At 70.1% G+C, this 11,651-nt stretch carries 12 protein-coding genes; 6 read left to right on the forward strand and 6 right to left on the reverse strand.

The window, feature by feature from the left end; all coding sequences use genetic code 11:
- Positions 1–380: 380 nt before the first annotated feature.
- The 3 genes from ACFY2Q_RS12905 (at position 381) to ACFY2Q_RS12915 (ending at position 5,934) form a co-directional block, all read left to right on the forward strand.
- The gene (locus ACFY2Q_RS12905; RefSeq protein ID WP_387129793.1) at positions 381–2,603 is read left to right on the forward strand and encodes a peptidase M6 immune inhibitor A; all 2,223 of its coding nucleotides are present in this window, start codon (positions 381–383) and stop codon (positions 2,601–2,603) included.
- A gap of 118 nt (positions 2,604–2,721) precedes the next feature.
- On the forward strand, positions 2,722–3,936 hold the full coding sequence (locus tag ACFY2Q_RS12910; RefSeq protein ID WP_387129796.1) for an aromatic acid exporter family protein: 1,215 nt from the start codon (positions 2,722–2,724) through the stop codon (positions 3,934–3,936).
- Between the two features lie 165 nt (positions 3,937–4,101).
- Positions 4,102–5,934, forward strand: coding sequence for a glycoside hydrolase family 15 protein (locus ACFY2Q_RS12915; protein ID WP_387129797.1), 1,833 nt, complete (start codon positions 4,102–4,104; stop codon positions 5,932–5,934).
- 10 nt (positions 5,935–5,944) lie between these two features.
- On the opposite strand, the gene ACFY2Q_RS12920 is transcribed toward ACFY2Q_RS12915, so the two are convergent.
- The gene (locus ACFY2Q_RS12920) at positions 5,945–6,760 is read right to left on the reverse strand and encodes a DUF72 domain-containing protein (RefSeq protein WP_387130348.1); all 816 of its coding nucleotides are present in this window, start codon (positions 6,758–6,760) and stop codon (positions 5,945–5,947) included.
- Between the two features lie 234 nt (positions 6,761–6,994).
- Here ACFY2Q_RS12920 and ACFY2Q_RS12925 point away from each other — a divergent pair, with 234 nt between their 5' ends.
- Both ACFY2Q_RS12925 and ACFY2Q_RS12930 read left to right on the forward strand, forming a co-directional pair.
- Positions 6,995–7,159: a hypothetical protein gene (locus ACFY2Q_RS12925; protein WP_387129799.1), complete on the forward strand. Its 165-nt coding sequence runs from the start codon at positions 6,995–6,997 to the stop codon at positions 7,157–7,159.
- A gap of 60 nt (positions 7,160–7,219) precedes the next feature.
- On the forward strand, positions 7,220–7,960 hold the full coding sequence (locus ACFY2Q_RS12930) for a Clp protease N-terminal domain-containing protein (RefSeq protein WP_387129800.1): 741 nt from the start codon (positions 7,220–7,222) through the stop codon (positions 7,958–7,960).
- 9 nt (positions 7,961–7,969) lie between these two features.
- Here ACFY2Q_RS12930 and ACFY2Q_RS12935 read toward each other — a convergent pair whose 3' ends face one another.
- Both ACFY2Q_RS12935 and ACFY2Q_RS12940 read right to left on the reverse strand, forming a co-directional pair.
- The gene (locus ACFY2Q_RS12935; protein ID WP_053657601.1) at positions 7,970–8,488 is read right to left on the reverse strand and encodes a hypothetical protein; all 519 of its coding nucleotides are present in this window, start codon (positions 8,486–8,488) and stop codon (positions 7,970–7,972) included.
- A 117-nt stretch (positions 8,489–8,605) separates the two neighbouring features.
- Entirely contained in the window at positions 8,606–8,794 is a 189-nt protein-coding gene (locus ACFY2Q_RS12940) for a DNA repair protein (protein WP_387129801.1), read from the reverse strand.
- A gap of 173 nt (positions 8,795–8,967) precedes the next feature.
- Here ACFY2Q_RS12940 and ACFY2Q_RS12945 point away from each other — a divergent pair, with 173 nt between their 5' ends.
- Positions 8,968–9,630, forward strand: coding sequence for a GNAT family N-acetyltransferase (locus ACFY2Q_RS12945; protein WP_387129802.1), 663 nt, complete (start codon positions 8,968–8,970; stop codon positions 9,628–9,630).
- 236 nt (positions 9,631–9,866) lie between these two features.
- Here ACFY2Q_RS12945 and ACFY2Q_RS12950 read toward each other — a convergent pair whose 3' ends face one another.
- The 3 genes from ACFY2Q_RS12950 to ACFY2Q_RS12960 are packed head-to-tail and all read right to left on the reverse strand — an operon-like array spanning position 9,867 to position 11,561.
- A complete protein-coding gene (locus tag ACFY2Q_RS12950) occupies positions 9,867–10,565 on the reverse strand; it encodes a TetR family transcriptional regulator (RefSeq protein WP_387129804.1) in 699 nt (232 codons plus the stop codon).
- Positions 10,528–11,022 (reverse strand): thiol-disulfide oxidoreductase DCC family protein, encoded by a 495-nt coding sequence (locus ACFY2Q_RS12955; RefSeq protein ID WP_387129805.1) that lies wholly within the window; start codon positions 11,020–11,022, stop codon positions 10,528–10,530. The genes ACFY2Q_RS12950 and ACFY2Q_RS12955 overlap by 38 nt, the downstream gene beginning before the upstream one ends.
- The gene (locus ACFY2Q_RS12960) at positions 11,019–11,561 is read right to left on the reverse strand and encodes a hypothetical protein (RefSeq protein ID WP_387129807.1); all 543 of its coding nucleotides are present in this window, start codon (positions 11,559–11,561) and stop codon (positions 11,019–11,021) included. The genes ACFY2Q_RS12955 and ACFY2Q_RS12960 overlap by 4 nt, the downstream gene beginning before the upstream one ends.
- Between the last annotated feature and the right edge of the window lie 90 nt (positions 11,562–11,651).

Consider the following 11,651-nt stretch of genomic DNA (forward strand, 5'->3'; position numbering starts at 1 on the left):
GCACCCCCCGCCCCCCCCCCCGGGGGGGGCGGGGGGGGGGGGGGGTTTTTGCGCGGGGGGGGGGGGGGGCGGGGCCCCCCCCCCCCCCCCCCCGCCGCACGCAGAGCCGAGATCAGCTGTCCGGGGCGCAGAGACAGCGCCCCTGCCCAGGACCTGTCGTGACACCGTTGGGCTGATTCGTCCACAGTGGTACACGAGGTCGGTATGCATACATACCTCGATCGGGGAATGCCTCGGCGTAGTGGCATGTATCACTTTCGGACCCGCCGGTAAGTTGGTTGCCTGGGGCTACCGTGTCGTCGGTCCCAAACGATCAACGTGAGCGGCTGGCACCCCGGCCGATCTCGCGGAAACCGGGTAAGACACCCGAAGGAGGCTCCATGGCACGCACCCGCATCGCTGGGGTGGTCGCCGCTACCCTCGTCCTACCGGCCCTGTCCGTCGTGGCCACGATGTCCCCGGCGGCGGCGGAAACCAGCACGGCGAAGGCCAGCCAGCCGAGCGACATGCGTGAACTCACCCGCAAGGACTTCACGCTCGACGGACAGCCGATCCAGACGCCGTCCCGCTACCAGCCGCGCGCGGCCGCGCGCAGGCAGGCCCAGCAGGCCGCCGAGACGCCGGCCGTCGGCACCGTTCGCCAGTGGCTCGGGCTCGACGACGTCCAGGGCACCGTCTACCGCAAGGACTACACGCTGCGGGCCGTCGGCGAGCACATCGAGGTCTGGGTCGCCAACGACCTGGCGTTCCCGGCCGGCGACTGCCGCGCCCAGGTGCCGTCCTCGACGCAGATCACCGACGCGCAGGTGCAGCACCTCGTCGACGAGTTCGACAACAACATGTACCCGAAGGAGACCAACGCCTTCAGCACCCCACCGGACCGCGACGGCACGAACGCCCAGATCGGGCCGGACGCCGACGGCAAGGGCGGGGTCTACACGGGTGCGGGCAACAAGACCGTCACCCTTGTGGACAACGTGCGGGACGACAACTACTACACGTTCCCCGAGGCGCCGACCTACATCGCAGGCTTCTTCTCGGCGCAGTTCAACGAGCTGCTCGACCGGAACGTGATGACCGTCGACGCGTTCGACTGGCTGCACCGGATGACGGCGAACCCGCCGGACGAGCCGACCAACGACCTCTGCACCAGTCGCGGCGCCCGGCCGAACAGCTACGAGGGCACCTTCGCGCACGAGTGGCAGCACCTCGCGCACTACTACACCGACCCGTTCGAGGGTAACTGGATCAACGAGGGCCTCTCCGACTTCGCCATGTCGCTGACCGGTTACAGCAACTCGAAGGCGACTGTCTTCGACCGGGGCGCGGAGAGCCACCTCTACTGCTACCAGGGCTTCGGCTCCGTGCAGACGCCGTACAACACCAACCCGCGCGACTGCGGAGGGCCCGAGAACTCCCTGACCCTGTGGGACGAGAGCCCCAACCCGAACGCGGTACTCGCCGACTACGGCAACGCGTACTCGATGATGATGTTCCTGTACGACCGCTACGGCGCCGCCTTCATGTCCCGGCTGCACCGCGACGGCGAGCGGCAGGGCATCGCGAGCCTCGACGCCGAGTTGGAGACGGTCGGGGTCCACGACGTCTACCAGGTCATCCACGACTTCCAGTCGATGACGCTGCTCGACAAGATCGTCGGGGACTCCCGGCTCGGAATCACCCTCGGTGTCGCCAAGAGCCGGGTCACCACGCCGAGCCTGCGCTCCACCGTCAACCTGGCCAGCACGACCGCCAACGGCACGCCGGGCGTCGCCCCGAACGGGGCCGACTACGTGCAGCTCGGCGCGGCCAAGGGCAAGTGGTTCAGCGGCCGTGACCTGCGGTCGGTGAAGTTCAAGGGCGCCAAGACCCTCCCGGCGCTCCCGCTGGCGTGGACGAGCACCACCCAGGACCCGGACCGACCGGGCAACGCCGTCCTGTTCTCCGGCAACGCCAACAGCCTCGACTCGGCGGCTGTCACCTCCGTCGAGGTGCCGACCGCTGACCCGACGCTGCGGTTCCTCGCCAAGTACGGCGCCGAGTTCGGCTTCGACTACGGCTACGTGACCGTGTCGACCGACGGCGGCGCCACGTACACGGCGATCCCCGGTGACCACACGGTCGAGGGTCCGCTCGGGCCGGCGCTCAACGGCACGACGACCGGCTTCGAGTCGCGCTCGTACGACCTGTCGGCGTACGCCGGAAAGACCGTGCTGCTCGGCTTCCGTTACGTCAGTGACGGCGGCGTCAACGAGGGCGGTCTGCTGCTCGACGACATCACCCTCGGCGGGAAGACGATCAGTGACGGCTCCAGCCTGGCGCCGTTCGACTCGCCCACCGAGATCCGGCCGACCCAGGTCAAGAACTGGAACCTGCGGCTCATCGGCATCGACGAGAAGCACTCGATCGCCTGGCAGTTCGAGCGCAACGGCAAGTCCGAGGTCACGATCGGCCCGCTGGAGTTGGCCGTGCTGGACGCGTTCCCGACGGTCGTCGCCGTGATCGCCTACGACGACCCGACCGAGCAGGTCACGCAGTACGCGCCGTACCAGCTCACCGTGAACGGCGTGGTGCAGCCCGGGGGGAACAGCTCCGTGAGCTGATCTCCGCCCCGGTTGTGGGGGCACCTGCCGTCGATTCCGGCGGTGGGTGCCCCCACGTCCTTTTCCACCCGCTGCGGGACGTGCGGATAGTTTCGCGTGCGGTGGGTAAGCGCCGCGCGTGCCCGCCAACCAGGAGCCGGCAGCCGAACGCGACCCGGCACCGCGCGTGCACGACCGGGTGCACCGCAAGCTTGCCGACCTGCGGAAGTGGGGAAAGAGTGCGGCGAACGCCCGGCTCTATCGGCTGCGCCTGTACGGGCTGCTCGCCCTGCAGGCGGGCTTCGCGGCGTCGATCGCCTGGTTCGTGGCGTACCACTTCCTGGGCGAGTCATCGCCGATCGTCGCGCCGACCACCGCGGTCGGCATCGTGGCCGCCTCGATGGGGTCACGCCTGCGCCGCACCGTCGAGCTGCTGGCCGGGGTGACCCTGGGACTCGCCGTCGGCGACACGCTCATGCCGTTCTTCGGCATCGGGCCCTGGCAGACAGGTGTGGTCGTCGTGCTGGCGATCATCGTGGCCATCCTGCTCAAGGGTGGTGGTTCCCTGATCACCCAGGCCGGCGGCACGGCGGTGCTCATCGCCACCCTGGAGCCTCCCGTACAGGAACTGTCAGTTCCCCGTTTCGTCGACGCCGCGGTCGGCGGGTTGGTCGGGCTCGGGGTGGGGCTGCTGCTGGTGCCCATCCACCCGCAGCGGACGCTCCTGCGGCTGACCGAGCCCGTGATCTACCCGGCGGCCTCTGCCCTGCACATCGTGTCCGCAGCGATGCGCACCCGCGATCTCGGCCAGGCCGAGCGCGGGCTGCGCGAGTTACGCAAACTCGGGGCCCCGGTCGTCGCGCTCAACGAAGGGCTCGCCGCTGCCGACGAGGTGGTGCGGCTCGCGCCCCTGCGGCGGCGCGAGCGCCGCGCGCAGGCCTTCTACGGGGAGTCGATCAGGCATCTGGAACGCTCCATCTACAGCACCCGGTCCCTGGCGCGGCGACTCGCCACAGCCCTCAAGGACGACGAGCCGATACCCGAGGAGTTCCCCGCTGCCGTCGACCTGCTGGCCGCCGCTCTGCTGACCCTGCGCTGGTCGATCCGTGCCGGTTGCGAACCGCGTGAGGTACGTGCGCAGATCCTGAAGGGCGTCGAGTTGGTCGGGCGGGCGCAGGGCGCAAGCTCACGGACCACGAGCGGCCCGCACGTGCACCGGTTGGGCTATTCGGGGTTGATCGCGGTGGGGGAGTTCCGGACGGCCGCGCACGACCTGCTCGTCTCCAGCGGGGTGGAAACCGAACGCGCCGCCGCCATGGTGCGCGCCGCGGTGGGTTGGGAGCAGCACAAGTGAACGGGGCTCGGCCACGTCAGTCGAACAGGCCCTCCGGTGGGAGGTGGTGGCCCTCCTTGACGTGCGAGTAGTCCCGGGCCTCGACCACGAGGCCCGATGTCCGCCGTTAAGTGGGCGGTTTCCCGGGTAGTCGCGGCCAGCAGCCGACGAGTGGGCGGGAGCCGTATGGAGACGACCTACCCGGGGTTGGAGGAGCACGGCCTGATCGGTGACCTGCAGACCGCGGCGCTGATCAGCAAGGACGGCACGATCGACTGGTTCTGCGCGCCCCGCTTCGACTCGCCGAGCATCTTCGCGGCACTGCTGGACCGCCGCAAGGGTGGTCAGTTCCAGCTCTCGCCCGACGGGATCGAGTACGCGAGCAAACAGCTCTACCTGCCCGGTACGCCGATCCTGATCACCCGCTTCCACAGCGCCGACGGTGTGGGGGAGGTGCTCGACTTCATGCCCGTCACCGGTGAGCAGGCCACTGACCAGCACCGGCTGATCCGGTTGGTCCGCATGGTGCGCGGGAGCATGCGGTTCCGCTTCGCCTGCCAGCCGCGCTTCAACTACGGGCGCGACGACTACGAGCTGGAGGTCCACCCGGAGGGTGACGTCTTCCGTAGCGCGACCCTGAGCCTCACCCTCACCCCCTTCAGGAACGCGAAGCGGCTCGTCGACTCGCGCGACATCCGTCGTGGTCCGGACGGCGTCTCGGTGAGCTACGAGCTGCACGCGGGCGAGGTCGCCGGGGTGGTCCTGGAGACGGCCTGCCCGCACGCGCCCCGCGCGATCAGCACCGAGGAGGCCTGCGAGCTGCTCGCCGAGACCCGCGACTACTGGCGGCGGTGGGTGAGCCGGTCGCACTACACCGGCCGCTGGCGGGAGATGGTCGAGCGCTCGGCCATGACGCTCAAGCTGATGACGTACGCGCCGACCGGAGCCCTGGTCGCCGCGCCGACCACGGGGTTGCCGGAGCAGATCGGCGGGCAGCGCAACTGGGACTACCGCTACACCTGGATCCGCGACGCGTCGTTTTCGGTGCACGCGCTGCTGCGCCTGGGCTTCACCGACGAGGCCAGCAAATACCTGTACTGGCTCGACGCGCGTATCCGCGACGCCCGGGACGGCGACCTGCCGCTGCAGATCATGTACCGGATCGACGGCTCACCCGACTTGCCCGAGGAGGTGCTGGATCACCTGGAGGGGTATCGCGGCTCCGCGCCGGTACGCATCGGCAACGGCGCGGCGGGCCAGTTGCAACTCGACATCTACGGCGAGGCGCTCAACTCCCTCGAACTCGCCGACCGGCACGGCCTGATCGCGCCGCACGAGGGGTGGCGGAAGACGGCAGGGTTGATGGACTGGCTCTGCGAGCACTGGGACCAACCCGAGGACGGCATCTGGGAGACCCGCTCCGGTCGGCAGGACTTCACGTACGGGCGGGTGCTGTCCTGGGTGGCGCTCGACCGTGCCATCCGTCTCGCACGGCGTCGAGGTCGCCCCGGCGACACGGCCCGCTGGACGGCAGAACGAGACGCCATCTACGAGCAGGTCATGGCGCGTGGGTTCCACCCTGGTCGTGGCGCTTTCGTGCAGCACTACCGCACCGACATCCTGGACGCCTCGCTCCTCGCGATGCCCGGGCTCGGCTTCATCTCACCCACCGACCCGATGTGGGAGTCGACGCTGCGCGCCATGGACGCCGAACTCGTCTCCGACAGCCTGGTCTACCGCTACGACCCGAACGCCTCGCCGGACGGCCTCGCCGGCACCGAGGGCACGTTCAACATGTGCACCTTCTGGTACGTCCAGGCCCTCGCCCAGGCGGGCCGGCTCGACGACGCCCGGCTGACGTTCGAGAAGATGCTCACCTACAGCAGCCCGCTCGGCCTCTACTCCGAGGAGATCGCCCCGACCGGTGAGCAGATCGGCAACTTTCCGCAGGCGTTCAGCCACCTCTCGCTGATCAGCACGGCGGCCCACCTCGACGAACTGCTCGACGAGCAGCGGTGAGCGTCGCGGGTCAGAACAGCGTCAGGGGTTCGACCGGGATCGGCTCGGGCAGCGCGTCGAGTCCGGGTACGCGTGCTCGTACCGCGTCGTGAAAGCGGCGGGCGAGCACCGGCGCGTCGACGTTGTCCGGGGTGTGGATGAACACCGTCGGGGAGCGGCCCTCGCGCAGCCAGTCGGTGACGACACCGACCCAGCGCTGCCACCCCTCGGTCGTACGGGTGAGGTCGTCGCGGCCGAGGTAGCGGACGATCGGGTGGCCCGTCAGCGCGCGTGACCGCAACGGCAGGCGGGGTTTCTTGGTCCAGGCGTCCCGCTCCGCGTCGCTTGTCGGTGGGTCGGTGAAGAAGGCGGTGGTGTCGAAGGGGATCCACTCCGAGGCCGTGGCGGCGAGAGTCTCCTCCAGCAGCCGGGTCGCGCGGGCGTCGGTGAAGAAGGCGGGGTGGCGGACCTCGACGGCGTACCTGTGGGACCGGGGGAGTTGACCAAGGAAACGGCCCAGGGTCGGCACGTCGGCGGGAGCGAACGAGCCGGGCAGTTGGATCCAGAGCGCGTGGGCGCGCGGGCCGAGCGGCTCGATGGCGTCCAGGAAGGCGCGCAGCGGTCCCTCGGCGTCGGTCAGCCGCCGTTCGTGCGTGATGACCTTGGGAAGTTTGAGGACGAACCGGAAGTCCGGACCGGTCTGCGCCGCCCAGGACGCCACCGTGTCCCGGGCGGGGACGGCGTAGAACGTGGTGTTTCCCTCGACGGCGTCGCACCAGCTCGCGTAGTGCCGTAGGCGCTCCGCGGGCGCCAGCACGTGCCCCTGCCACGCCCGGTGGGTCCACATCGCGCATCCCACGTGCAGCCGCATGACCGCCCTCCCCGTGCCTGATCGGAGCCCACCGTATACGCATCGACGGACCCGTCCGACGTGGTGATGCACCATGGGGGCAGCAACACCACACTCGGCGCGCTCGCGGCCGGGGTACCCCAGTTGATGGTGCCGCAGGTGCCGACCAGTTCTCCAACGCGGATGCGGTAACCGCCGCCGGTGCCGGTCTGCGGCTGCTCCCCGGGGGAGGTGACCGCGGACGCCATCGCCGAGCAGGTTCACGCGCTGCTGCCGCAGTACGGCAACGCGGCGTACCGCGACGCTGCCCGCGAGATCGCGGAGGAGATCTGCCGCATGCCCTCTCCGGCCGAGGTCGCCCGCCGCCTACCGGAGTACGCCGAGACAGCAGTGTGAACGGGCGGCCATCGTCAACTAAGGGTTGACGATGGGCATGCGTCAACTTATGGTTGACGCATGACGGAACCTTTCCAGATGAGCAACCCAGTCAAGCTCGATGACCTGATCCAGGCGATCAAGAAAGCGCACCCCGACGCGCTCGACCAACTGACCGATGCGGTGATCGCCGCCGATCACCTCGGCGAGGTCGCCGACCACCTGATCGGGCACTTCGTCGACCAGGCGCGGCGCTCCGGCGCCTCCTGGACCGACATCGGCCGCAGCATGGGAGTCACCAAGCAGGCCGCCCAGAAGCGGTTCGTGCCGAAGGCGACCGACGCGCCGCTCGACCCGAACGACGGCTTCGGTCGGTTCACCCCTCGTGCCCGCAATGTGGTGATGGCCTCCCAGGAGGAGGCCCGCGCCAGCGGCAACGCCGAGATCGGCCCCGCGCACCTGGTGCTGGGCCTGCTCGCCGAGCCGGACGCGTTGGCCGCCAGGGTGATGGCCGCTCGTGGGGTCACTCCCGAGGCGGTGCGCGAGGTTGTCGGCGCCGCCCTCCCGCCGCGGGCCGAGCAGGTCCCGGACCTCATCCCGTACGACGCGCGGGGCAAGAAGGCGCTGGAGCTGACCTTCCGGGAGGCGCTGCGCCTCGGGCACAACTACATCGGCACCGAGCACATCCTGCTCGCCCTGCTGGAGCAGGAGGACGGCGCGGGCGTCCTCACCGACCTCGGTCTGGAGAAGGCGGCCGTCGAGGTCGACCTGACCGCCGCCCTCGCCGCGGTGGTCCAGGCGGCGGGCGGCGACGCCACCTGACCAGGCTGGTCAGGAGACGTCGGGGAAGCCGTACCGCAGGGCGTGCTCCGGGTCGGCGGGGTCGATCTGGCGCACGCCCGCGTCGGCGAGCCGCTTGTTGACCTCGTCGAGGTGCTCGCGCACCAGCCGGGCCTCCTCCTCGGTGACCCGGCCCCGGTGCGGCTTGCCGGCGTGCTCAAGCGTGCCGTAGTCGATCTTTTCGGCGCTCTTGCGGGCCTTGGGCGGGCGGACCCGCTCGGCGGTCTTCAGCAACTGCGCCATCGGCACGTCGGTGGCCATCGCGTCGAACTCGCTTGCGGTGAGCACCACCCGCCGAGGCTCGCCGCCACCGTGCCGGTCGTGGATCTCGACAACGGCCACGTCGAGGGCCGCGTCGTCGATGTTCTCCACCTCACCCGGGGTGGCGTCCAGCTGCACAGGCCCGGCGACCAGGTCCGGGTGCTCCAGGACGACGACGCGGACCACCTCGTCATCCTGCTGCAGAACGGTGCCGGTGAAGTCGGAGACGTGGATCGTCTTCTTGCCCATGCGCGGAGCTTCTCCTGTCGTGGCCGGGATGACGGACCACAAGAAATTACCCGACAGGTGTGCGAAAGCCACCGCTGGACGGCCCGGGTGTGTCGTGCGCCCGGGCGTGGAACCTGGTCAGTGGGTGTTGAGGCGGTGCCGACTGGAACTGCCGACCGGCAGCGAGTCCAACTCCGCCCAGGGCAGGCCGCCCGTCGTGCGCAGCACCCGGTGCCGTGGTTGGGCCGGGAAGCGTCCCGCGGCCTCCGCTGCCCGCCACTGTCGCTCGGGGTGCTGGAGGTGGCGGTCGTTCGGCTGAATCGGCATGCCCTTACCGTCCCAAACAAAGGTGTCCAGATATGGAAATACCTATGACGTTCGATTGATGTGATCGGTTCCGGGCCGCGTTCCCACGCCGCAAGCCGCTTCGCGGATCATCCGCCCGGTCGCGTCGCCCGGCGTACCGTGATCACGACGGCCGGGGTGACGGGGAGGTACGCATGCTCGACCGGCGACTCCACCTGCACCTGGCGTCCTGGCTCGGCCAGTGGCCTGCCGCTCCGGGGCTGCACGTGGTCGCCTCGCACCGGCGGACCCGACCGGCCTGGGACGGTCGGCTGCGTCCGGCACTCGCGGTGGACACCGGGCGCAGCGGGGTGCTGTCCGTCGCGCCGGATCGGGTGGCGACGATCCGAGCGCTGCTCGGGCGCACGCCGGACCGACTGCTCGCGGCCCTACCGGAAGCCGTCGGTCTGCCCGGCTGGTGCCTGCACGACGGCCCGTTCCGTTGGAGTCTCAACCCCGCGCCGCTGCCCGACGTGGGGGAGTGGACCGAGTCCGCAGCCCCCGGGCTGCCGCCCTGGTTGCGGCTGTTCGACAGGCCGGTGCTCGTGGTTCGGGACGCGGACGGCGCGTACCTGGCCGGGGCCGGGATCAAACGGCACGACGCGTACGGGCAGGAGTTGGCCGTCGGCACCGTGCCGGCCGCCAGAGGTCGTGGCCTCGCACGTCGACTGGTGGCGCAGGCGGCACGGCGGGTGCTCGACGAGGGGGCGGTGCCGACCTACCTGCACGGAAAGGACAACCCCGCCTCGGCGCGGGTCGCGGAGGCGGCGGGCTTTCCGGACCGGGGCTGGCGGGCGTACGGGGTCTATCCGCGCTGAGCGGGACGCTGATCAGGATCGTGGGCGGCGCCGGGCGCGGACCGTGGATCCCGGGCCGGATCCACGGTCCGCAACCTCCCCCCAGGTCCCCGTATCGGGCGACCGGCCGTTGCGGGCCGGTCCGTGTCGATCACGCTACGTATAGGCAAGGCGTCGTGCAAGGCGTAAGCGGTCGCCTCGGAGTGTCGAATTGTGGACTTGACCTGCGGCGGAGCCTGAAGAGGCGGTCGGCCCGGTCAGTGACGTAGCGTGCGGATGAGGGCGAGCACCTGTCGCGTCGCCGGGCGGAGCACCCGAAGCCGGGACAGCCCCACCAGTTGGTCGATCAACGGCACGGCGCCGTCGATCAACTGTCGGGTCTTGGCCTGCCCGGGAGACCTGTCGTGCACCCAGTAGAGGACCACGCCCATGTACGCCAGCCAGAGCAACTCGGGCAGTTGGGGGCGCAGCTCGGGATCGACCTTTGCGGTCGAGCCGTTGAGTACCTCGGCGAAGAGCCCGATGGCCGCCTCCCGGGGGGCCGAGGACTCCGCGGAGAAGGGGCTCAGCGGCGACGTGGGCTCCGCCGCCATCTTGAAGAAGCTGGCCGCGAACTCGTGCGACGGGGTCAGCACGTCGATGGCGGCGTGCAGCACGCCCGCGAGCCGGGCGGCGAACGCGTTCTCCCGGTCGAGCACCGGTTGGGCGGCAGCTCGGTGCTCGATCTGGGACTGGGCGTAGAACTCCTGGATCAGGTGGTCCTTCGAGCCGAAGTAGTAGTAGGCGTTGCCCACCGCCACCCCGGCCTCCTGCGCGATGGCCCGCATGGTGGTCTGGGCGTAGCCCCGCTCCCGGAACAGCCGCATCGCGGTGTCCCGGATCAGCTGCCGGGTCTGCTCTCCCCGGACGGTCGCAGGGTCACCCGCAGTGGTCGTCGGCGCAGGCTGCTCGGTCATCGGGGCCACCGTATCCCGCCAGGTCGTCCATCGGCTCGGCCAACGGATCGCGAATCCGCTCCCGGATCGCCGAGGCAGTGGCCACCACCTGCCTGGCGAGCGGCAACAGGTGCGGCCGGGACAGCCGATCGGCAGTGGACCGATAGTCGGCAAGCGCCCAGAGGCAGGCGAACCAGGCACCGTCGCCCGCGTACACCTCGCCGGTGTCGGCCACCACTGTCAGATCACGCAGCGTAGCGTCGTGATCAAGGCCAGGGAAGCGCCGCCGGGCGTCAGCCGAGCCGGCCGGCACGAACTCCAGGGGTACGAGCTGAGGGCGCGACGCGAGCCATCGGCGGGCGGCCCGGCACAGTGGGCACGTCGCGTCGAACAGGACGGTGAACCTCTGGACCCCACCACCCCCGTGCGCGGTGGGGTCCGGAGGCCGGTCGGGACCGCCGGCCGGTGTGACGGTCATCGGGCCTGGGGGTTGGTTCCCGGGCCGGTGCCGCCCTGCTGTGGCCCGCCCTGCTGTGGTCCGCCCTGCTGTGGTCCGACGGGCGGCGCTCCGACGGGCTGAGGTACGGGCTGGTGCGGTACGGGCTGGTGCGGTGCGGCCGCGTATTGCATCGGGAGCCTGCCTATCGGCGCGAGCGGCGGGTGCGGTGCCATCTGGCGGAGCCGATTCCGGCGGTACCGGCCCAGTGCGAAGACGTTGAAGAAGTGCAGCGCGCCGAGCACGAGCAGCACCAAGCCGATCTTCATCGACAGCTCCTCCATCGCCTGGCTCGTCGAGTCCACCGGGTCGGGGTGCTTCATGGACACCGTCACGTAGCCGAGGTTGAGCAGGTAGAACCCGACCACGAGCAGACTGTTGACGGCGCGGGCGAGCCGCTCGTCGGCGAACACCTCCTCCAGGAAGACCTGCCCGTTGCGGGCCAGCGCACGGGCCACCCAGACGGTCAGGCCGACGCTCACTGCCAGGTAGATCAGGTACATCCAGACCTTGGTATCCATGCGGAGGCCTTCCTTGAACACGTTCAACTGATGACGGCATCAGCGTAGGCCAACATTTGAACGTGTTCAACAGTAGGCGGCGAACAACCC

The sequence above is a fragment of the Micromonospora sp. NPDC000316 genome, assembly GCF_042898885.1.
In the GTDB taxonomy this organism is placed as follows: Bacteria; Actinomycetota; Actinomycetes; order Mycobacteriales; family Micromonosporaceae; genus Micromonospora.